The sequence below is a fragment of the Flavobacterium sp. LC2016-01 genome (assembly GCF_009711135.1).
In the GTDB taxonomy this organism is placed as follows: domain Bacteria; phylum Bacteroidota; class Bacteroidia; order Flavobacteriales; family Flavobacteriaceae; genus Flavobacterium.
Genome location: NZ_WMIC01000002.1, coordinates 164679 through 187017 on the forward strand (window position 1 = coordinate 164679; position 22339 = coordinate 187017).

17 protein-coding genes and 1 riboswitch are annotated in these 22339 nt (G+C 35.7%); of the genes, 1 reads left to right on the forward strand and 16 read right to left on the reverse strand.

Annotated elements, in window-relative coordinates; genetic code table 11:
• Nucleotides 1-70 precede the first annotated feature (70 nt).
• The 16 genes from GKZ88_RS05130 to GKZ88_RS05205 form a co-directional block, all read right to left on the reverse strand.
• Complete coding sequence (locus GKZ88_RS05130; protein ID WP_155101326.1) at nt 71-3139, reverse strand: T9SS type B sorting domain-containing protein; 3069 nt, start codon at nt 3137-3139, stop codon at nt 71-73.
• 133 nt (nt 3140-3272) lie between these two features.
• On the reverse strand, nt 3273-4496 hold the full coding sequence (locus GKZ88_RS05135) for a dicarboxylate/amino acid:cation symporter (RefSeq protein WP_155101327.1): 1224 nt from the start codon (nt 4494-4496) through the stop codon (nt 3273-3275).
• Nucleotides 4497-4714: 218 nt separating this feature from the next.
• The gene (locus tag GKZ88_RS05140; protein WP_155101328.1) at nt 4715-5368 is read right to left on the reverse strand and encodes a class I SAM-dependent methyltransferase; all 654 of its coding nucleotides are present in this window, start codon (nt 5366-5368) and stop codon (nt 4715-4717) included.
• A 130-nt stretch (nt 5369-5498) separates the two neighbouring features.
• Nucleotides 5499-6455, reverse strand: a complete 957-nt coding sequence (gene metF, locus GKZ88_RS05145; protein ID WP_073483305.1) for a methylenetetrahydrofolate reductase [NAD(P)H] — start codon at nt 6453-6455, stop codon at nt 5499-5501.
• Nucleotides 6456-6532: 77 nt separating this feature from the next.
• Nucleotides 6533-9208: a methionine synthase gene (gene metH, locus GKZ88_RS05150; RefSeq protein ID WP_155101329.1), complete on the reverse strand. Its 2676-nt coding sequence runs from the start codon at nt 9206-9208 to the stop codon at nt 6533-6535.
• A 216-nt stretch (nt 9209-9424) separates the two neighbouring features.
• The gene (locus tag GKZ88_RS05155; protein ID WP_155101330.1) at nt 9425-9937 is read right to left on the reverse strand and encodes a hypothetical protein; all 513 of its coding nucleotides are present in this window, start codon (nt 9935-9937) and stop codon (nt 9425-9427) included.
• A gap of 34 nt (nt 9938-9971) precedes the next feature.
• Complete coding sequence (locus tag GKZ88_RS05160) at nt 9972-10535, reverse strand: hypothetical protein (RefSeq protein ID WP_155101331.1); 564 nt, start codon at nt 10533-10535, stop codon at nt 9972-9974.
• Nucleotides 10536-10555: 20 nt separating this feature from the next.
• A complete protein-coding gene (locus GKZ88_RS05165) occupies nt 10556-11560 on the reverse strand; it encodes a homocysteine S-methyltransferase family protein (protein WP_155101332.1) in 1005 nt (334 codons plus the stop codon).
• 333 nt (nt 11561-11893) lie between these two features.
• Nucleotides 11894-12010: riboswitch (SAM riboswitch) on the reverse strand.
• A gap of 236 nt (nt 12011-12246) precedes the next feature.
• Nucleotides 12247-13299 (reverse strand): NAD(P)/FAD-dependent oxidoreductase, encoded by a 1053-nt coding sequence (locus tag GKZ88_RS05170; RefSeq protein WP_155101333.1) that lies wholly within the window; start codon nt 13297-13299, stop codon nt 12247-12249.
• Between the two features lie 97 nt (nt 13300-13396).
• Nucleotides 13397-13978, reverse strand: coding sequence for a bifunctional precorrin-2 dehydrogenase/sirohydrochlorin ferrochelatase (locus GKZ88_RS05175; protein ID WP_155101334.1), 582 nt, complete (start codon nt 13976-13978; stop codon nt 13397-13399).
• A gap of 200 nt (nt 13979-14178) precedes the next feature.
• Nucleotides 14179-14952: a uroporphyrinogen-III C-methyltransferase gene (gene cobA, locus GKZ88_RS05180; protein WP_155101335.1), complete on the reverse strand. Its 774-nt coding sequence runs from the start codon at nt 14950-14952 to the stop codon at nt 14179-14181.
• Entirely contained in the window at nt 14945-17035 is a 2091-nt protein-coding gene (locus GKZ88_RS05185; protein ID WP_155101336.1) for a HEPN domain-containing protein, read from the reverse strand. Before GKZ88_RS05185 ends, cobA begins: the two co-directional genes overlap by 8 nt.
• An 82-nt stretch (nt 17036-17117) precedes the next feature.
• A complete protein-coding gene (locus GKZ88_RS05190; protein ID WP_155101337.1) occupies nt 17118-18362 on the reverse strand; it encodes a GTP-binding protein in 1245 nt (414 codons plus the stop codon).
• A gap of 157 nt (nt 18363-18519) precedes the next feature.
• On the reverse strand, nt 18520-19419 hold the full coding sequence (gene cysD / locus GKZ88_RS05195) for a sulfate adenylyltransferase subunit CysD (protein ID WP_155101338.1): 900 nt from the start codon (nt 19417-19419) through the stop codon (nt 18520-18522).
• 150 nt (nt 19420-19569) lie between these two features.
• Nucleotides 19570-20280, reverse strand: a complete 711-nt coding sequence (locus tag GKZ88_RS05200; protein WP_155101339.1) for a phosphoadenylyl-sulfate reductase — start codon at nt 20278-20280, stop codon at nt 19570-19572.
• A gap of 27 nt (nt 20281-20307) precedes the next feature.
• The gene (locus GKZ88_RS05205) at nt 20308-21210 is read right to left on the reverse strand and encodes a sulfite exporter TauE/SafE family protein (RefSeq protein WP_155101340.1); all 903 of its coding nucleotides are present in this window, start codon (nt 21208-21210) and stop codon (nt 20308-20310) included.
• Between the two features lie 311 nt (nt 21211-21521).
• Between GKZ88_RS05205 and GKZ88_RS05210 the strand changes: the two genes are divergently transcribed.
• Nucleotides 21522-22304 carry a sulfite exporter TauE/SafE family protein gene (locus tag GKZ88_RS05210; RefSeq protein ID WP_155101341.1) on the forward strand — a complete coding sequence of 261 codons (783 nt, stop codon included), beginning with the start codon at nt 21522-21524 and terminating at the stop codon, nt 22302-22304.
• The last annotated feature ends 35 nt before the right edge of the window (nt 22305-22339 follow it).

A 22339-nucleotide genomic window follows, 5' to 3' on the forward strand; every position in this document is an offset into this window, starting at 1 on the left:
GCTTTAAAATGTTTTTCCCGAATTTAGTGAATAATCTCCATTTCATCCGAAAAAATACACCAAAAAACAGCTACCTTTTCATACTAAAATGTCCTTTATAAACTTTTCCGTTTTCTCGTGTTACAACAAACCAATAATCTGAAGATGGAAGTTCTTTTCCGTTAAAAGTACCATCCCAAGTACTGTAAGCATTTAATTCTTTCAAAAATTTTCCGTAACGGTCAAATATCTTGGTAATTATTGAGGGTTCTGTTTCTGAAAATTTTATTCCCCAAGTATCATTATAACCGTCTTGGTTTGGAGTAAAAAACTTCGGGTAATTCAGCAGAAATACTTCTTGATTTACAATTCCGCAGCCATTTTTATCACGAACATATACGATGTAATCACCTGTTGCTAATCCCGAAAAAATGTTGCTGTCCTGATACGTATTTCCATCAACTGAATATTCGTAATTTCCTAAACTTGAATCCGCCAATTGTACTTCAATTACATTATCTGAATCTGTCCAATCCTGAACAGCTAGATTTTTAATTGTGGCACTATTAGAGAGTTTAACCTGAAAATCTTTTGTCGAAGAACAAATGACGTTTCCATGATTTTGAGTAACAGTTACCGAATAAGAACCGGCTTCTGTAATAATTATTGATTCTGAAGAAGCTCCATTTGACCACAAATAACCATCAAAACCAGAGCCTGCATGAACTTCGACATCTTTATTTTGGCATAAAGAAACAGTATCAGAAATTGAAATTACAGGGACATTTACAAGTGTCAGATTTAGTTCCGCAATTTGAAAACACTTATCATCAGAATCAATTCTGACATAAATTAAAGTTGTTCCATCTGCTAAATTATAACTTGAAGCATTCTCGATTTTCTCAACAGTAATCTGATTTTCGGCACCGCTTAATGTAGTGTAATAATTAAAAATGCATGAAGGACATGAAGTTATTTCGGCATTATAATTATTAAGATTTAATATTTCAGTTCCATCGTTTAATTCATCACAAACATTAGCCGAAACATTATTCAATAATAAAGATGGGACAGCTATAGAAACCGAAACTGCCAGACGATTTCCACTTTCACACCCATTTAAAGTCTGTGATGCAAAGTAGGCTGTCCCATTTATTAAATTTGTTGTTGAAGATAAAATTTGACCATTTACTGCACTGTCATACCAAACAACATTTGTCCCAACAGCAGTTAGATTTCCAATTGTTGGTTTTTGTGAGGTACAAAAATTTTGTTCTGAATCTCCTACTGGAGGTAGTGTATTTTGAATAATTACAAGAACTGGAATTCTTTCGCTTTCGCAAATGGAAATTGCTTGTGATGCGTAATAGGTTTTGTTTCCTAGAATTGTCGCCGCAGACAATAAATTCCCATTTGAAGAAGCATCGTACCATTTTATATTCTGGCCGTTTATTGAAATGTCCTGTAAACTCGCATTTTGCTGTATACAAAAAGTCTGCGGACTTACTGCTGACGGAAGTGGTTCTGTATTGATATAAGCCTTTATTTCAACTTCATTTGGCACTAAAGAAACACAGCCTAAATTGTTTTTAATAAGAATTTTATAAATTCCCGGAACTAGTTTATCTTTTGAATTGGAAGTTATCCAAGATGCTCCATTATCAAAACTATAAGATGCTGCCGAATCAGAAACTGTTATTGTTCCCGTTGAGAGCATACAATCCGGCTGAATTACCGAAGTTGTTGGTGTTGGCGGATAACCAGGTGGCACTAAAATTGAAACTGTAACAGCCGTTGTTTCGCAGCCCGAACTGTTTCTGCTTTTTATTAAATAATCTCCAGCTTCTAATCCTGATTTAGAATTACTGACAGACCAACTTATACCATTATCAAAACTATATTCGTAATCTAAACTTGTAAAAGTAATTGTTCCTAAAGGATTAGAACAAATAACAGGCTGTATTACAGAAAATGTCGGGACAGCACTTGATGAAGCAACTGTATTGATATGTGCCACAATTGGTGTTGAAGCACAACCTGTACTCAGTTTTGCCGTAACATTATAATCGCCGCCCGGCAAATTAGAAAAAATACCAGATGCCTGATAATTGGTTCCATCAATACTATAAGTTGTATTTGCCGAAGCAGTAATACTTATAGTTCCAGTTGGCACATCGCATGTTGGCTGCACAGTTGTGAAAGTTGGAACAACGGTGCTTTCATTTACTTTAAAGCTGATAGTGTTTGATACAACCCGGCAAGATGCCGAGGAAATATTTGCGCTTTGTGCAACCGCCATGCGATATAAATAAGTGCCCACTGTCGAGTTGGGGACAAAAGAGTAGGTTAATGTATTTGCTCCTGAAATGTCAGTCCAAGTTGTTCCATTATCACTGCTGACTTGCCATTGATAAGCCGGATTTGAATATCCCGAAGATACCGTTCCTGTCAAGGTATAACTTTGAGAATCGCCTTGACAAATCGTTAAATTAGTGCTGGTATTGTTTTGTACAGAGGAAGTAACTGTTGGTCCACACGCTCTAAAAGTAATATCGTCTAAAGCAATATCGTTTCCTGGCGCAGCACCGGCTTTATTATTTCGCATTCTGATAACTACAGTAGAAATTCCCGTCGGAGTCGTAAAAAAGAAACCATATTGTTTCCAGACTGCACTTGAACTCAAACCAATGTCTCCTGTATTATAAGTTCCTAAAATAGTTCCAGAAGTTGATTCGATAGTAAAAGTAATATTGGGCGGACTAGTATCGTTTGAGCGCAGTAAGTTCATAATCCAGGCCGCAAACTCATAAGTAGTATCTGGACAAAGACCTGTAACCGTGTTTTTATAAAAATAATCAGTGGTTGAAAGACTCGCATTGACAACCATCATATAACCTCCGCCTGTATGATCTGTCGTTGTCCACCAGGTGCCGGGCGTATTGGTTGTTTTTTCGATGGTATAAGAACCGTCGTTTGGAAAATCTGCAGTTGTCCAAGTGTAGCTTGTAATTCCAGTTCCCAGAGCTGTTCCGTGGGAAGCTGTTCCTGATCCAAAATCGAGCTTCACAACAGCATCACCTAAGCTTCCAGTACACAATTGTGCCTGTATTTTTAATACAAGAAAAAATAAGATTATTACTAAGACAGTTTTACGATTCAAAACAAAGTGTTTTTGTGTCGGTAAAACTACTTTATAATAAAATAACGGCTTAAAATTTTATACTAATGCCAAGAAACAATCGATGTATTTAAAAGTATTATCTACCAAAGATTTACTTCGAAATTGAAATAGTCTACCATTTGGTTTTTTCCGAAAATCGCGAAACCATCATCGAACAAATTACATCCCCATTTGCATTTAGCAAAGTTGCAATTGGATCAACTAAAGTTCCTAAAATCATGGCGACTGGCAGTGCTTGTTCCATCGGGAAACCATAAACGGTTATGGCTAAGATTTCGCCAATATAACCTCCATTTGGAATTCCGCCTTCAACAATCGAAACAATTACAGTAATTCCTAACGCTAAAAGAATCGTCATAGGATCTGTAAAATCTTTCCCAAACATGGCGAATAAAAAAGTTATTTTTAAGATAGATGACATACTCGAACCGTCTTTATGCAAAGGCGCACCAAGCGGAATTACCAAATTTCGAACATGTGCCGGAATGCCCATTTTTTCTGCTGCATCCAAATTCGCAGGAATAGTTGCAATACTGCTGCAAGTTCCTACCGCTGTTAATGACGGTGTGATATTATTGCTCCAAAAAACTTTAAAAGCTCTTTTTCCGCCAGCAACAAGTGCGTACAAACTAAAAAAGACAAAGAAATAAAAAACACAGGCAGCATAATAAACCGCCATAGGTTTTGCATAAACACCAAACAGCTGTGGTCCAAAAATACCAACCTGATAAGCAAAATATGCTCCCAAACCAATTGGGGCAAATTTCATTATAATGTTTAAAAGCTGTTTCATTACCTCGTTTCCAGAATCCAGAAAACTCTTGAAAGCATTTCCTTTTTCTCCTGACTGTAAGGTTGCAAATCCAATTAAAAAAGAAAAAATAATCAAAGCCAACATGCTTTTTCGTGACAGCAGTTCAAAGAAATCATTTGTCGTAACCAATTTTGCAATTTGATCTCCCACTGATCCTGATTCAATTTTTTCAAACGGAACTTTGGTAATGGCTATATCCTGATGAATGGGAAAAAGATAAACGGCGAAAATCATCACAATTGCTGAAATAAGAATCGTAGCCAGAAAAACCAATACCATAATAACAAACAGTTTTCCTAATTTCTCCGTTCTCTCCAAATTAGCAATCGAAGAACCAATTGTAAAAAAGATAAGCGGAATAATAGCTGTAAAAAGTAAGTTCAGAAATATATCACCAATTGGTTTTATTACTAAAACTTCTTCTCCGAATACTAATCCAAAAATGCTTCCGATTATAATACCGCCCAGAAGCAAAAGTATGCTACTGTAATTCTGTAAAAAATTGATTTTTTTAACTTCCATAAATTTTAAGGATTATAATTCAGAAACATGAAAGTACTCAAAAAAACAATCTTATAAGCAATTATTTTTAACACATAGAAACATAGCTTTTCTTTGTCTAAAAAGGCATTTCATTTATTTAAACAAACATAGCTATGTGTGAAAAATGTATTTTTCTTTTAGTTCTTTTCGACTGAACTATAAACCTATGTTTCTATGTGTTTAAAAAAAACTTCATTCTATTTCTCCAAAACAATCGTCGTAAAAACCCTGTCGGCAAGTTCGCCTGTTTTGCTTTTTACTTGTTCTGTCTGGCTTTCAATATAAACAATTTTAAAAGCTGTTTTTTCAATTAGTTTTTGTGCTTTTTCAGTACTGTAAAGTTCAAATTCAAATTGAGTAAACGGAAGTTGTTTCATGAAATCTTCCTGAGCAAATGTCAAACAGAAATTTCCGCTTGATTTTAAAACTCTGTAAATTTCTAAAAGTAATTTTTCTGGTTCTTGCCAGAAGTAAATCGTATTTACGGTAAATATTTTATCGAAAGAATCATCTTCAAACGGAACTGCGTTTCCGTCATAAAGTGAAAAGAAAGCCTGTTTTTGAGAGACAAAATTTCGGTTAATCTGGCGTGCTTCCTGAAACATTAGTTCCGACATTTCCAGTCCGTAATATTTCAAATTGTCTGCTTGTTCCATCAGAAATTCAAGGTGTCCAGCGTTTCCGTGGCCCAATTCCAGAATTTTATTTTCTTTGGATATATTTAGATTCTGAATTGAATGGCGCGTCATATTGATGTTCGTTTCGTTCATCATGTTCGCCATTTCTATTCCTTTTTCTCCCGATGGAAGTTTTAATTGAGAGGCTATGGCTTGTAGTTCTTCGTTTTTCATAATTCTTAAATTAAATTCCAATAAAAAAATACCAAATTCCAAATTAAGCCTATTCTTGTCTTCCGAGGAACTAGACTCGAACAACTTTGTCAAAGTTTTAAACTTTGACAAAGTTCAATCCGTAAAAACCTTAAAAAACCTGACTCGCGATCTGGCGAATATTTTCCGATTTCCCCATTGAATAATAATGTAAAAAAGGAACTCCGGCAGCTTTTAATTCTAATGACTGCTGAATTGCCCATTCAATTCCGACTTGTTTAATTTCAGCGTTATTTTTGCATTTATCTACGGCATCGATTAAATCTTCCGGTAGATCAATTCTAAAAATCTGTGGTAAAACTTGTAAATGTCTTTGAACAGCAATTGGTTTAATTCCAGGAATAATCGGAATTGTGATGCCCATTTCTCTTGCTTTTTCTACAAAGGCAAAATATTTAGAGTTGTCAAAAAACATTTGTGTTACCACATAATCTGCTCCTGCGTCAACTTTTTCTTTTAATCTTTTTAAATCTGATTGTAAAGAGGGTGATTCTAAATGTTTTTCAGGATAACCTGCAACACCAATACAAAAATCAGCTTTGTTGTCAATATCCATCACTTCATGCAGATATTTCCCGCAGTTTAGATCGTTGATTTGGCGAACCAAATCAATCGCATAATGATTTCCACCCGCTTTTGGCACAAAAGATTGTTCGTCTTTCATGGCATCACCGCGAAGTGCCATTACATTGTTGATTCCCAAATACTGGCAATCCACCAGCATATATTCGGTTTCTTCCTGCGTAAATCCACCGCAAAGCAAATGCGGAACGGTATCAACATTGTATTTATGCTTTATAGAAGCGCAAATTCCAAGCGTTCCCGGACGCATACGAGTCAATTTTTTGTCCAAAAGTCCGTTACCGCGATCAATATAAATATACTCTTCACGAGACGTTGTTACGTCAATAAATGGTGGCTTAAACTCCATCAACGGATCGATATTATCGTATAATTCCTGAATGCTTTTCCCCTTTTGAGGCGGAATAATTTCAAATGAGAATAATGTTTTTCCTTTGGCGTTTTCTATATGCTCTGTTACTTTCATTTTAAGTCTTAAAGTTTGAAAGTCGAAAGTCGAAAGTCTTTCCTTTCGGACTTTAAGACTTTTGACTTTAGACTAATTTAATCTGCTATATTAGGATTTAACCACTTCATTGCGTAATCCGTTGGAACATTGCGTCGTTTGGCGTAATCTACTACCTGATCTTCTTTTATTTTTCCGAGTCCGAAATACCTGCTTTTTGGATTTCCGAAATAATACCCAGAAACCGATGAAGCTGGCCACATCGCCATACTTTCTGTCAACGTAACTCCAATTTCTTCGGCTACATTTAAAAGCTTCCAAATCGTTGGTTTTTCTAAGTGATCTGGACAAGCTGGATAACCCGGAGCCGGACGAATTCCTTTATAATTTTCTTTAATCAATTCTTCGTTGGTTAACGATTCTTCTTTATCGTAACCCCAGAAATCTTTACGAACTTTTTCGTGAAGATATTCGGCGAAAGCTTCTGCAAAACGATCCGCAAGTGCTTTCACCATAATCGAATTATAATCGTCTAAATTCTTTTCAAATTCTGCTGCCCATTCATCTACACCAAAACCGGTGGTCACACAAAAGGCTCCCATATAATCTTCTATTCCGCTTTCTTTTGGCAGAATAAAATCGGCTAAAGCGATGTTTGGAGCACCTTTTGTTTTTTGTGACTGCTGACGAAGCGTTAGGAATTTCTCCAAAACTTTTCCATTTTCATCACGCAATTCGATATCGTCATCATCAACCTGATTCGCAGGGAAAATTCCGTAAATACCTTTGGCTTTTAGTTTTTTCTCAGCTAGAATAGTTTTTAACATTTCTCTAGCATCGTTATAAACAGAAGTTGCCTGCTCTCCCACAATCTCATCGGTTAAAATTGCAGGAAACTTTCCATGTAATTCCCAAGTTTGAAAAAATGGTGTCCAGTCGATATATGGTTCTAAAACATCTAATTCAACTTCGACAATTTGTTTTCCAATTACTTTTGGTTTAGTTGGTGTGTATTCACTCCAATCCAATGGTAATTTATTTTTACGGGCATCTTCAATCGTCAGGAAGTTTTTGTCTCTTGAGCGATTCAAAAACGTTTCTCTAAAAGCATCATATTCTGCACGAATATCGCTTGCATATATTTTTCGGTTATGATCTAACAGATTTCCTGCAACGGTAACGGCTCTTGAAGCATCGTTTACGTGAATTACAGTTTCTCTATATTGAGGTGCGATTTTCACGGCTGTATGCGCGCGCGAAGTCGTTGCCCCGCCAATCATAATCGGGATTTTAATTCCTTGTTTGTCTAATTCTTTGGCTAAATACACCATTTCGTCAAGCGAAGGCGTGATCAATCCGCTTAGACCAATAATGTCAACTTCGTGCTCGATTGCCGCTGCAATAATTTTTTCCGGAGGCACCATAACACCAAGATCTACAATCTCGTAGTTGTTACAGGCCAAAACCACCGAAACGATGTTTTTACCAATATCGTGAACGTCACCTTTTACAGTTGCCATCAGGATTTTTCCATTTCCTTGTTTGTCTCCGGCTTGTTTACTTGCTTCAATAAAAGGCAATAAATAAGCCACCGCTTTTTTCATTACACGTGCCGATTTTACCACCTGAGGCAGGAACATTTTTCCGCTTCCAAATAAATCTCCGACCACATTCATTCCCGTCATCAAATTGATTTCGATAACTTCAATTGGTTTTGTTGCCGCTAAACGAGCTTCTTCAACATCTTCTTCAATAAAAGCATCAATTCCTTTTACCAATGAATGTGTAATACGTTCCTGAACCGTTCCAAAACGCCATTCCTGAACCGCTTTTTCATCACTTTTTACTTCGCCTTTTACGTTTTCAGCAAAATCCAAAAGTCGTTCCGTCGCATCGTCGCGTCTGTCTAAAATTACGTCTTCAACGTGTTCTAATAAGTCTTTTGGAATATCATCATAAATCGTCAACATCTCCGGATTTACGATTCCCATCGTCATTCCGTTTTTAATCGCGTGGTATAAAAATACCGAGTGCATGGCTTCACGAACGGTATCATTTCCTCTAAAAGAGAACGAAACGTTACTTACGCCACCACTGATATGTGCGTGCGGAAGGTTTTCACGAACCCATTTTGTCCCTCTAAAAAAGTCCAAAGCGTTTAAGCGATGTTCTTCCATTCCCGTTGCAACCGGGAAAATATTCAAATCGAAAATAATATCCTGCGGAGGAAAACCAACTTTATTCACCAAAATATCATACGAACGCTGACAAATCTCCACTCGACGATCGTAATTATCGGCCTGACCTACTTCGTCAAAAGCCATGATAATGGCCGCCGCCCCGTAACGTTTGATTAATTTGGCGTGGTGAATAAAGGCTTCTTCGCCTTCCTTCAACGAAATCGAGTTGACAACACTTTTTCCTTGAACTACTTTAAGACCCGCTTCGATGATTTCCCATTTCGAACTGTCGATCATAATCGGCACTCTCGAAATGTCTGGTTCTGCCGCAATTAAATTCAAAAATTTAGTCATCGCAGTAACACCGTCAAGCATTCCTTCATCCATATTAATATCGATGATTTGTGCTCCACCTTCTACCTGTTGCCTTGCAATATCAAGCGCCTCGTCATATTTCTCTTCCTTGATTAATCTTAGGAATTTTCTTGAACCTGTTACATTTGTACGTTCCCCAACGTTTACAAAAACACTTTCGGGCGTAATAATTAACGGTTCTAATCCTGCTAATACAAGGTCTCTTCTTTTTTCTGTCATTTCTTTCTAAGTTACTAAGATCCTGAGATATTAAGGTTCTAAGTTTTTTATTCTATATTTTTTTAGGTGTTTAAACCTGTAATCTTTTATATTAATTTGGGCGTGTCCCTCCGGGCCGGGCTATCCACTATTAGTCCTCGCTCTTCCTTCGTCAGGCTGTGGGCTAACCGCTTCTATCCCTCACGCAAACTCGGTTTCATAAGATGTCTTTCGTTTTCATTCATAAAAATAATCCGACTTTGGCATTCTATTTATTTCTTCTTTTTTATATAAAATTTCCCAAATCTTATGATATAAATCTAAAAAGGGTTTGGCATTTTTATCGTTCTTAATACTAGTTAAACCAGTATCATAACTAACTAATTTTTTTTTACCATTTGCCCGAATTAATATACTTTGTAAAAAACTTGGGACAGTTATTACGATATTTTTCTTGTCATCTGGTTCAAATTTTGTTGGCATTTCAAAAAATTTGACCTTCAAAATGAGCGAATATATTTTCTCTTTTTCTTCCTTTGTTAGTTTTACTTTTATTTTTTTTTCTCCTTTCACATATTTTCTATGAAAATTGCCATTCTGAGAATCATAATAATTATTTCCTCCGTCTTCTATCACAAAATAAAAATCAGAAGGCATGTCTTCTTTAACAACTAGTTTTTGCTTCTCATTATTAAAACTGAATAAACCAAAAAGCACAAAAAAAGTTGATATGATTTTTATTTTTTTCATATTTAATTAAATATAAAATTCTACACTCCTTGCTTTATTTTGCAGGTACAAGTGGGAGGCTTGCGCTAGCTGTGCTATCCAAAGCTGTTTCATTTAACGATTCAAGCAACGCTTTAATGTTATTTTTTGCCGAAATTTCATTTGCCAATCGCAATCTTTTAGCGCCATAAAAAGCATCTGACATCGTAGCATTTCCTGATTGATTAATACTTTTACTAAAAACCAAATTATTTTTATTATACAACTTGTATTCTACTGTTGTTTTTACAGTTAAATTAAACCACTTAGGTCTACTTACAGAAATTATACTTACTTCAAGAACCCAATCACCATCTATAATAGCTTCTGTTTTTGTAAATGCATTAGATTCAATAAATGATTTTTTTAATGCTTCTTCAAAATTTTTATTGGAAATATTAGATACCCATAATGGGTTTGTCTTTTTTCCACCTATAACAGGTTTTATAAAAATCTTATCTCCAATCTTTTTTTCAACTTTATAATCTTTAACAGTCATACCTTTTACAGAGGCACCAATTGCGCATCGACTGAAGAATACTGAAATAAAAATCAGTAAAATTATATGTTTAAATTTCATGCTTATACTAAATAAATAGATTATGCCAACACAGGCGCAACACGTGGCTTATAATCCTTCGCAACCTCAGCCATTAATCGAATATGATCTGGAGTTGTTCCGCAACATCCACCGATTATATTAATTAAATTATCATCTAAATATTCTTTAATGAAGGCCTGAGTTTGTTCTGGCGTTTCATCATATTGTCCGAAAGCATTTGGCAATCCTGCATTTGGATGCGCTGAAACATTAAACTGCGTATGCTGCGATAATGTTTTTAAATACGGTTTTAACAAATCGGCTCCAAGAGCGCAATTGAAACCTACGCTTAATAAAGGAATATGCGAAACGGATATCAAAAATGCTTCAACAGTTTGCCCAGAAAGTGTTCTTCCTGAAGCATCGGTAATTGTTCCTGAAACCATGATTGGAATATCCAAATTACGTTCGTCTTTTACTTCTTCGATCGCAAAAAGTGCTGCTTTAGCATTTAAAGTATCGAAAATGGTTTCTACCAAAAGTAAATCACAGCCTCCATCCATTAAAGCTTCTGCTTGTTGTTTGTAAGCAATTCGTAAATCGTCAAACGTTACAGCTCTGTAACCCGGATCGTTTACGTCTGGAGACATACTTGCGGTTCTGTTTGTCGGTCCAATTGAACCGGCTACGAAACGTGGCTTATCCGGATTTTTCGCGGTAAATTCATCGGCTACTTGTCTTGCAATTTTAGCCGATTCGTAGTTTAACTCGTAAACCAAATCTTCCATGTGATAATCGGCCATACCGATTGTCGTTCCAGAGAAAGTATTAGTTTCTACGATATCAGCACCAGCTTCGTAATAAGCAGCATGAACATCGCGGATCGCTTGTGGTTGTGTTAGAGATAGTAAATCATTATTTCCTTTTAATGGATGCGGAAAATCTTTGAAACGCTCTCCTCTGAAATCTTCTTCTGAGAAATTATAGCGCTGCAACATTGTTCCCATTGCTCCGTCAAGGATTAGGATATTTTTTTTTATTGCTTCCTGAATTGTTATTGCCATCTTGTATTTGCCGCAAAGACGCTAAGGCGCCAAGCTTTTTTAATTATAATTTTGAAGGCTCTAATTAAACCCGACAGTCCCGAAGCCTCGGGATTAAAAACCTGTCGGGTTTAGCCTTCGATATTTTTTTTACATTAATTCCAAAAGTGCACTATTGCTGGCTCATTAGCCCCGATTGAGCCGGTATCCTCGTAATGAAATGGAGAGATAAAGGCGAAAGCGGGAACTGTTGACTGCAAAAATGCGCCAATGATTCGCTCCTGATACAGCATCTGTTTCAGTAAATATTATAAGTTGTCAGGAAAAGTTTTGAGAAATACGAGTAATGTATTTGTGTTATCTATCTTTAATACTGGAAAATGTTGTATAAAGTAGAATTTAGCACCTTCTTTATGATAAAGGGTTGCTAAGGTTTCATCGGGTCTATCCCTCCGCCTTTCGTGATAACTGACAATAATTTTAAGAACAGCGCAAAGGTATGAAATAGCCATTCGATTTGCAAATGTTTTTTTTTAAGATGCTGAGACTCTAAGATACTGAGTTTCTAAGTTTTTCAAATAGATGCTAAGACGCTGAGATACTAAGATGCTAAGTTTAAAGTTTAATTCAATAAAAAAGCCCAAACTAAAAGTTTGAGCTTTATATATAAAAATCTTAGTGTCTTAGAAACTTACTATCTTAGCAACTTACACAATTGCCTTCACAACCGCTTTTGGCGCTTCTTTACGAGTTCCGTCGAAACCGTCTACTCCTGAAACTGTTGTATATTTCAATACGTATTTTTTACCCGGATTGATGATTCCGTATGCAGCCTGACACATTAAAGTTGCTTCGTGGAAACCACAAAGAATCAGCTTTAATTTTCCTGGATACGTGTTGATATCTCCAATAGCGAAGATTCCCGGAATGTTAGTCTGGTAATCTAATGCATTGTTTACTTTGATGGCATTTTTCTCGATTTCTAATCCCCAGTCTCCAATTGGACCTAATTTTGGCGTTAATCCGAAAAGTGGAATGAAATAATCGGTTTCAATTTTACGGTGTGCTCCGTTTTCTTCGATGTCTAATGATTCAACATGCTCAGCGCCATTGATTCCGATAACTTCTGCAGGTGTAATTAATTTGATTTTTCCTGCTGTTTTTAATTCTTGTACTTTTTCTACAGAATCAAGAGCTCCTCTAAATTCATTTCTTCTGTGAATTAAAGTTACTTCTGAAGCTACATTTGCCAGGAAAATACTCCAGTCTAAAGCTGAATCTCCTCCTCCTGCAATTACAACTTTTTTATCTCTGAATTTCTCCGGATTTTTAATGAAGTATTTTACTCCTTTATCTTCATAAAACTCGATATCTTCAATAAGTGGTTTACGAGGCTCAAAACTTCCTAAACCTCCCGCAATTGCGATAACTGGCGCGTGAAATTTAGTTCCTTTATTTGAAGTTACAATGAAAGATCCGTCTTCTTGTTTGTCGATGGTTTCAGCACGTTCTCCTAATGTAAAACCTGGTTCAAACTGCTTAATTTGTTCCATTAAACCATCCACTAAATCTCCTGCTAAAACTTCTGGAAATCCCGGAATATCATAAATAGGTTTCTTAGGATATAATTCTGAAAGCTGTCCTCCTGGCTGAGGCAACGCATCTAAAATGTGGCATTTTAATTTTAATAATCCTGCCTCGAAAACGGCAAATAAACCTGTTGGGCCTGCTCCAATTATAAGTATATCTGTTTTAATCATTATGGTTGTTGTTTATAATCATTCTTAATAATACAAAGAAACGAATAATTTATTCTTTAATCAATGATTTTTATCATTGATTTCTTTGTTCAATTTTCTACTCTTTATTTTTTAATGAAGAGGTAATCTCATTCATTCTTTTAACCTTTTCTTCAAAATTACCTTTTAAGGTTTTTCGGTATTCATTCAGATTTTCAACCATTTGATTGATATCTTCCGGAATTACTTCTTCGAAAAACTCACGCAATCTCTTTGCCGTTGTTGGTGATTTTCCGTTGGTTGAAATGGCAATTTTCACATTTCCTTTCGTTACGATTCCACCTAAATAATAATCGCATAAATCGGGCGTGTCGGCGATATTGCAAATCAAATAGCGTTTTCTCGATAATTCGTAAACTCTTTTATTTACTTTTAAATCGTCTGTACACGCAATTACCATGTGACGTTTTTTGAGCATTTTCTTTTTGAACTTCGATTTTGTCAATTTAATCGAAGGATGATTTTCAGCTAAAACTTTAATTTCTAAATGAAATTCTTTTGCTACTACCTCAACATTTGCATTCGGACTTGACTTTAGCAAGAAAGAAAGCTTTTCCAATCCTACATTTCCTCCGCCCACAATTAAAACGTTCAAGTTGTGAAGTTTCAGGAATATGGGATATAATTCGTTCTGTTCCATTTTAATTTAATTTCATCTAAACAAAATTAGATGATTTTTTGATGAATATTGAATTAAATATCCATGCGTTCCCGAGGTTGAAACCTCGGGCTATGTTTTCCAATCTTTCGTCTTATTTCCCAGATTAAAATCCAACGTTATTACCATGCGTACATCGGGTTGAAACCCGACGCTACAATATGAACCGTTCCTTCGGAACTTTATCTTGCGATTTCTTTTGATAGAAATTCTTCGTAAAAACCTTTTAATTTGTTGCTTTCTCTGACAACTTCGCCTAGAACAATAATCGCTGGCGAACCTAATTCTTTTTCTTTTACAATATTTAGAATCGAATCTACTGTTCCTACGCCCACTTTTTCTTCTGCTGTTGTTCCGTTTTGGATGATCGCAACGGGCAAATTTCCTTTGTCTTCTTTTTGAAACAAATCGATGATTTGAGGCAATTTGTGCATTCCCATCAAAATCACTACGGTTGCTGATGATTTGGCTGATAAAGCAATATCCAAAGATAATTTTCTATCAGAAGTTGTTCCCGTAATTGCCCAAAAGCTTTCTGAAACTCCTCTTTTTGTAATCGAAATTCCCTGACTTGCAGGAACAGCTACTACTGATGAAATTCCGGGAACTACGATGGTTTCTATTCCGAAACTTTCTGCAAATTCCACTTCTTCGCTTCCTCTTCCAAAAATAAATGGATCTCCACCTTTTAACCGAACTACATTTCCGTAAGTCAAAGCATTATCCACAATTAATTGATTGATTTGATCTTGCGTGTAAGCATGATTTCCGATTCTTTTTCCAACAAAAATTCTAATTGCACTTTTTGGTGCGTAATCCAGAATTTCTTCGTTGGCCAAAGCATCGTACAAAACCACATTCGCTTCAGCTAGTGCTTTTACGGCTTTCAGCGTAAGCAAATCAGGATCGCCGGGACCTGCGCCAACTAAAGTTATTTTGGGTTTGATATTAAGCATTTGCTAATTCTTGAGCTCTGTATTTTTCGATGGTATCAAAAAATGAAATTCCTTGTTGAATGTATGCTTTTGCAAATGCTTCTGAAGGCTCATTTTGATTGATTTGATATACCAATTCTCTGAATGTTGTTGCCAATTCTATTTTAGAACTTGCAATGAAAACAGTGTCGAATAAGTCTACAATTCCTGCGTGATTATTTGTTTTTTCATTTTCAGCAAGCAATAATGCTTTAGCACCATTTACAAATCCTGCATAAGCGTGATAAATTGCATCTGACCATTTTCCTTCGTCGAAAGATTCTTGCGCGAATGTCAATTTATCTTTGGCTTCTAATAATAATGTAGCAACCAAATCAATAACAACTCCCGCACATTCTCCCACTCCAACTGCTTTTACGTAATTGTCTGCGTTACCCCAATCTACAAAATCGGCTTCTGTTAAATTGGTAACATCAGCATACGGTTTTAAGATTTCGTAAAAATATTTTTCTCCTTTTGCATCATAATAATCTAGGAATTTTTGTCCGCTTCCGTTAGCATCAAAATCATTTAAAATGGTACGCAACGCATCTGGACCTCTACGACTAGGCACTTTAATTACTTTATCAGCAAAACGTCCAGCACCATTTCCTAATCTTCCTCCGCCCAATAAAACTTGTAAAGCTGGAGCTACTAGTTTTCCTGAGTTGATAGACATTCCCTGGAATCCAATTGCAGACATATTATGTTGTCCGCAAGCATTCATACAACCTGAAATTTTAATTTCGATTTCGCGGTTGTTTAAATACTGAGGATATTCTGCCGTTAAAACTCTTTCCAATTCTTCTGCAATACCGGTACTACTTGCAATCCCCAAATTACAAGTATCAGTACCCGGACATGCCGTAATATCTCCAACTGAATTATATCCTAGCTGAACAAAATCCAACTTCGCTAATTCTTGATAAAAGAAAGGAAGATTCTCCTCTTTTATGTGACGTATTACAATATTTTGACGCAATGAAAAACGTAATTCATTTGCTCCGTAATTCTTAATTAAAGCGGCTAATAATCTGGCTTTATCCGTATAAAAATCTCCTAATAAAACTTTGATCCCGATAGCGTAATAACCGTCTTGTTTCTGTTTGATTACATTCGAATTTTTCCACGCTTCATACGCTTTTGTATCTTCGATTGTAACTTGAGGAACTTCTAATAACGGCGCTGTAATTGGACCTTCAAAAGCGGTTGTATCAATTTCGTATGTTTCAAAAGCGATGGCTTTTTTCTCTTGTTCAACCAGATCAAGGAAAACATCTCTTCCCATTTCTTTGATTAAGAATTTCATACGCGCTTTCATTCTTTTTGCACGTTCTCCGTATCTGTCAAAAATACGGATGATTCCTTCTGCCGTTGGAATGATTTCGTTTACTGGAACGAATTCCGAAAGCAATTCAGCATGTGCTGGCTGAGATCCTAAACCTCCTCCAAACATGATTTTGAATCCGCGTTGCCCATCTTTAATTTTCGGAATAAATCCTAAATCGTGTAAATAACTCAAAGCCGTATCTTCATCTGAAGAGGAGAACGAAATTTTGAATTTACGTCCCATTTCCTGACAAATTGGATTTCTTAACAGATATTGGAAAAGTCCGTGTGCATAAGGCGAAACATCAAATGGTTCGTTTACGTCAACTCCAGCTAATTCGCTTCCTGTAATATTTCTAACAGTATTTCCACAAGCTTCACGAAGCGTAATATCGTCTTTAGCCAAATCTGCCCAAAGCTCAGGAGTTCTGTCTAAACTCACATAGTGAATCTGGATATCCTGACGCGTTGTAATGTGCAAACGTCCTGTAGAATATTCATCAGAAACCTGAGTGATGCGCACTAATTGCTCGCTGGTTACTTTACCATAAGGCAATTTGATACGAATCATCTGAACACCTTCCTGACGTTGCCCGTAGATTCCACGCGCTAAACGAAGACTACGAAAACGCTCATCATCAATTTTTCCTCCACGGAATAAATGAATCTTTTTTTCTAATTCGATAATCTCTCTTTGAACTATCGGATTTTCTATTTCTGTTCTAAAACTTTCCATTTCTCTTTAGTTGTTGGTTGTCAGTTGCTGGTTGTTGGTTTGCTGGCAGAATATCTATCAACCAAAAACCATCAACTATCAACTAGCGAATGAATCCTACTCCTGCTGTTGTGTTTGTTGCTGTATCAATTAAGATAAAAGCTCCGTTTGATTTGTTTTCGTTGTATGAATCAAAATATAACGGTTTACTTAATTTGATCGTTACTTCTCCAATTTCGTTGATTGCTAATTGTGAAGCTTCTGTCGTTCCAGAGTAATCTGTAGCAATTGTATTTTTGATGCTTTCTACTTTTGCTAAAACTCGGTTTGTATTGTGTTGTACCAAATATTTAGTTCCCGGAACCAGTTTTTTACTGTCCATCCAGCAAACTGTTGTGGTAATATCTTTTTCAATTTTTGGAAGCTCATCCGATTTTACAATCATATCACCTCTCGTCACATTGATATCATTTTCTAATTCGATTGTAATTGAAGATCCTGCAACAGCTTCGTCGAATGTTTTATCGAAAAAGTGAATTTTAGATACTTTTGATTCGGTTAAAGAAGGAAGAACCGTTACGGCATCTCCAACTTTAATGGAGTTTCCGTATAATTTTCCAGCGTAACCTCTAAAATCGTGGTATTCTTCTGTTTTTGGACGAATAACTGTCTGAACTGGAAAACGTGCTTTTCCTGCTTCAAAAACATCAGAAGCATGTAATCCTTCTAAATGTTCCAAAACTGTTTGTCCGTCATACCAAGGCATGTTTTCTGATTGATCAACCACATTTCCGCCATTAATTGCACTTAACGGAATGTAACTTACGTTTTGTTCTTTGAATGTGCTTTTTGCATTTAATGCCTGAAAATCGGCTTTGATTTTATTGAAAACTTCTTCCGAATAATCAACCAAATCCATTTTATTAATCGCTACAATTACCTCTTTTACTCTCAATAAATTATTGATAAAAAAGTGACGGTAAGTCTGCTCAATAACACCTTTTCTGGCATCAATCAAAATGATAGAAACCTGAGAAGTCGACGCTCCTGTAACCATATTTCTTGTATATTCTACGTGACCCGGAGTATCGGCAATAATGTAACTTTTCTTTGCAGTCGAAAAATAAATATGCGCAACATCAATTGTGATTCCTTGTTCTCTTTCCGCCACTAAACCATCAGTTGCCAAAGAAAAATCAAGATAATCGTATCCTTTTTGTTTACTGCTTTTTTCGATTGCTTCTATTTTATCAGTCGTCAATGATTTTGTATCATACAATAATCTCCCGATCAAAGTACTTTTTCCGTCATCTACACTTCCTGCTGTTGCTATTTTTAAAACTTCCATTCTGTATTTTTTGTTTCAAGTTTAAATTTTGTTTCAAGTTTCAAGTTGAAAAACTTTGTCTAAAATTTAAATCCGTATGTTTTTGTTTTCTTGATTTTTTCTTTTAAAATTCCGTTCCGAATTGCATTTACAATTAACAATTCATAATTAACAATTATTAAAAGTATCCTTGTTGTTTTCTCTTTTCCATTGCAGCTTCAGAACGTTTGTCGTCGATTCTGGCTCCTCTTTCAGAAATGGTTGATTCTCTAATTTCGCCTACAACTTCTTTGATTGTGGCTGCGTACGATTCAACTGCAGCGGTACAACTCATATCTCCAACGGTTCTGAAGCGAACAATTCTTTCTTCGATTTGTTCGTCTTCTTCCTGGTACACAAAAGGAGAATGCGACCAGATTAAACCGTCTCTCAAAAAAACTTTTCTTTTATGTGAAAAATAGATTGACGGAATTTCGATGTGTTCTTTTTCGATATAACTCCAAACATCTAATTCTGTCCAGTTTGAAATTGGGAAAACACGAACGTTTTGTCCGTTTTCAATTTTTCCATTCAAAATATCAAACAACTCTGGTCTTTGATTTTTTTCGTCCCATTGTCCGAAATCATCACGAACAGAGAAAATACGTTCTTTCGCTCTTGCTTTTTCTTCATCACGACGTGCGCCTCCAATACAAGCATCAAACTTAAATTCTTCAATTGCATCTAAAAGTGTTGTCGTTTGCAGGCTGTTTCTACTAGAATATTTCCCTGTTTCTTCCACCACTTTTCCTTCATCAATAGCATCCTGAACATTGCGAACGATCAACTCTAAACCTAATTCTTCTACCAATTTATCTCTGAAAGCAATTGTTTCAGGGAAATTATGTCCCGTATCAACGTGCAATAGAGGAAACGGAATCTTAGCAGGGAAAAATGCTTTTTGTGCCAAACGCACTAACGTGATAGAATCTTTTCCTCCTGAGAAAAGTAAAACCGGTTTGTCAAACTGTGAAATTACTTCTCTGAAAATGTATATCGCTTCACTCTCTAAAGCGTTTGTTTTTAATACTGAACTCATTGTTTTTTTGTTTGATATTTTGTGAGTTTCAAGTTTTAAGTTTCAGGTTTCAGGTTTCAAGTTCCCTGATCTAAAAAATCTTCACTCTTTATTCTATAATCTATATTCTATTCTCTAGCAGAAGTCTTGCATCTTGCTTCTTTCTTCTACTTACTCTTTCTTAGCGCTATGAAGCCCACACTCTTTATGGCTTGATTCCCACCACCATCTTCCGGCTCTGATATCTTCACCAGGAAAAATGGCTCTTGTGCAAGGCGCACATCCAATACTTACAAAACCTTGTTTGTGTAATGCATTTTGCGGTACATTGTTTTCCGAAAGGTAAACTTCAACTTCTTCTAAAGTCCATTTTAACAACGGATTGAATTTTATGATTTCGAAGTTTCCATCATATTCAAACAGATTTAAATCGTGTCTGTTTTCTGATTGTTCTGCTCTTAATCCCGTAATCCAAACTGAGTTTCCTGCCAAAGCTTTTCTTAACGGAACCACTTTACGAATAAAACAGCATTCTTTTCTATTCTCAACTGAATCGTAAAAGCTGTTTGGCCCTTTTGTTTTTAAAAGATTTTCTACCGCAGTCGCTTCTGGAAAAAAAACTTCAATAGGTCTTTTATACTTTTTTAATGTTTTATGAAAAACATCGTATGTTTCCTGAAATAATCTTCCGGTGTCCAATGTAAAAACGGTAATATCAGTATTGCTTTTTGCAATGAAATCTGTAATTACCTGATCTTCCTGACCAAAAGAAGTCGAGAAAATTACTTTTCCTGGAAATTCTTCTGCTAAAAAAACTAAAGTTTCGTCCAGCGAAAAATCTTTTGTTTTATCTAATAATTCTTGTACAATACTCGCACTCATAATCTCTCTTCCTTTCTAAAATTATTTTTAAAATAACTTAGATAATGTTTTTAAACTCAATAATATAATTAGAATCCCAACTGCAATCATCATTGGTTTTCTTTTGATTTTATTTACTAAATAAGCTCCTAATGGTGCTGAAATTACGCCTCCTAAAATCAAACCAAAAATAACCTGCCAACCGTGAATTCCTCCAAAAAGCATAAATGTGATGCCGCTTGCAAATGAAATTGCAAACTCAGCTGCATTTACAGAACCTATCGTATATCGTGGATTTCTTCCTCTTCCTAATAACGTTGAAGTTACAATTGGCCCCCAGCCACCGCCACCAACCGCATCCATAAAACCTCCAAAAGTGGCTAAATAACCCAACTTGGTTGTTTTCTTTTTTACAATCGTTTTTGCTAATGCTTTTCTTATAATAATAACCGCCAAAACAATCATATAAACTGCAATGAATGGCTTTATAACATCTCCGTTAATCACATCAGACAATAAATAAGCTCCTGTAATAGAACCTAAAACACCCGGAATTAATAAATGCTTTACCAGTTTTTTATTAATATTTCCGAATTTATGATGCGAAATTGCCGATGCCCCTGTTGTAAACATTTCTGCAACGTGAACTCCTGTACTGCTAACAACTGGCGGAACTCCGTAAGCCAGCAAAAACGAAGTACAAGTTGCTCCATAACCCATTCCTAATGTTCCATCAACCAATTGAGCAAAAAGACCAATCGCAAAAAACACTAAAAACTCCTGGTTAAAACCTCCAATAAAGCCACTCCATGAAAACTCAGCGTAGTGATTAAAAATTAAGGCAGTCAACAAACCTACCAATAAAGCTACAGGCACTACAACCCATAATTTTTCTTTTAATGATGCATCAGACCTAACATCGTAATTATTGATTTTCAATTCTTTTTCCATATCTCTGGATTGGCTTTTGATGCAAAATCTATTACCCTATCGGGTTAATAGATTACTATGCAAAATTAATACTTATTTCTAAATATCAAAACATTATTTAATTTTTTTACAGCCCTAATTCTCTTTATGTTAAGTAAGCGGTATTTTTTTATAGTTTTATAAAATCGCTTCCTAAATTAAAAATCATACAACACTGTATTACAGCGAAATAAACTAGTTATGACATTTGTTTACAAATATAGTATTTTAAAGTCTACCATATCTATAGGATAATTATAAAATTGTTATTATTTTTACGCCAAACTTTTTTTATGGATTTTCAGATTGGTCTTGTAATTGCGGGCTTAGTAGTTGGCTTTATTGTTGGTTTAACAGGTGTTGGAGGCGGTTCTTTAATGACTCCGATTTTGTTGTTTTTTAATATTCCGCCAACAACTGCAGTAGGAACAGATTTGCTTTATGCTGCTTTTACAAAAGCTGGAGGTGTATTTGTACACCATAAAAAAGGAAATATCAACTGGAAAATTACAGGATGGCTAACATTAGGCAGTGTTCCTGCTGCTTTAGTGACTTTATGGATTCTAAACAGCATTAAAACTGATATTGAAACCATTAATCATGTTATAAAGTTCAGTTTAGGCTGGGCATTATTATTCACATCAATTGCTATTATCTTCAAAAACAAAATTTTGAAATTTTCGCAAAAACATGCTGGAGATAAATTCCATAAGGAAAGCCACACTCAAAATATGCTGACTATTGCTATTGGGATTTTACTTGGTGCAACGGTAACGGTAACATCTATTGGTGCAGGCGCACTTGGAACGGTAACTTTATTTTTTCTATATCCGCTGTTGCCACTACCTCGTTTGGTGGGAACCGAAATTGCTCATGCTGTTCCATTAACGCTTGTTGCTGGAATTGGGCACGCCTCGATGGGAAATCTAGATTTAGGATTACTTGGCCAGCTGTTAATGGGATCGCTTCCTGGAATCTATATGGGAAGTATGCTGAGCGGAAAAGTACCGGATCAATTTCTTAGAAATGCAATAGCAGTAATGCTATTCTTCACTGGATATAAATTGATTTTTTAACAAAATCATCATTATAAAAAAAGACCATTTCTATT

What these genes read in the sequence shown, in the direction of transcription:
- GKZ88_RS05135 (WP_155101327.1), bottom strand. Translation starts at nt 4,496, where the DNA reads ATGGAAGTTAAAAAAATCAATTTTTTACAGAATTACAGTAGCATACTT.
- GKZ88_RS05140 (WP_155101328.1), bottom strand. Translation starts at nt 5,368, where the DNA reads ATGAAAAACGAAGAACTACAAGCCATAGCCTCTCAATTAAAACTTCCA.
- metF (WP_073483305.1), bottom strand. Translation starts at nt 6,455, where the DNA reads ATGAAAGTAACAGAGCATATAGAAAACGCCAAAGGAAAAACATTATTC.
- metH (WP_155101329.1), bottom strand. Translation starts at nt 9,208, where the DNA reads ATGACAGAAAAAAGAAGAGACCTTGTATTAGCAGGATTAGAACCGTTA.
- GKZ88_RS05155 (WP_155101330.1), bottom strand. Translation starts at nt 9,937, where the DNA reads ATGAAAAAAATAAAAATCATATCAACTTTTTTTGTGCTTTTTGGTTTA.
- GKZ88_RS05160 (WP_155101331.1), bottom strand. Translation starts at nt 10,535, where the DNA reads ATGAAATTTAAACATATAATTTTACTGATTTTTATTTCAGTATTCTTC.
- GKZ88_RS05165 (WP_155101332.1), bottom strand. Translation starts at nt 11,560, where the DNA reads ATGGCAATAACAATTCAGGAAGCAATAAAAAAAAATATCCTAATCCTT.
- GKZ88_RS05170 (WP_155101333.1), bottom strand. Translation starts at nt 13,299, where the DNA reads ATGATTAAAACAGATATACTTATAATTGGAGCAGGCCCAACAGGTTTA.
- GKZ88_RS05175 (WP_155101334.1), bottom strand. Translation starts at nt 13,978, where the DNA reads ATGGAACAGAACGAATTATATCCCATATTCCTGAAACTTCACAACTTG.
- cobA (WP_155101335.1), bottom strand. Translation starts at nt 14,952, where the DNA reads ATGCTTAATATCAAACCCAAAATAACTTTAGTTGGCGCAGGTCCCGGC.
- GKZ88_RS05185 (WP_155101336.1), bottom strand. Translation starts at nt 17,035, where the DNA reads ATGGAAAGTTTTAGAACAGAAATAGAAAATCCGATAGTTCAAAGAGAG.
- GKZ88_RS05190 (WP_155101337.1), bottom strand. Translation starts at nt 18,362, where the DNA reads ATGGAAGTTTTAAAAATAGCAACAGCAGGAAGTGTAGATGACGGAAAA.
- cysD (WP_155101338.1), bottom strand. Translation starts at nt 19,419, where the DNA reads ATGAGTTCAGTATTAAAAACAAACGCTTTAGAGAGTGAAGCGATATAC.
- GKZ88_RS05200 (WP_155101339.1), bottom strand. Translation starts at nt 20,280, where the DNA reads ATGAGTGCGAGTATTGTACAAGAATTATTAGATAAAACAAAAGATTTT.
- GKZ88_RS05205 (WP_155101340.1), bottom strand. Translation starts at nt 21,210, where the DNA reads ATGGAAAAAGAATTGAAAATCAATAATTACGATGTTAGGTCTGATGCA.
- GKZ88_RS05210 (WP_155101341.1), top strand. Translation starts at nt 21,522, where the DNA reads ATGGATTTTCAGATTGGTCTTGTAATTGCGGGCTTAGTAGTTGGCTTT.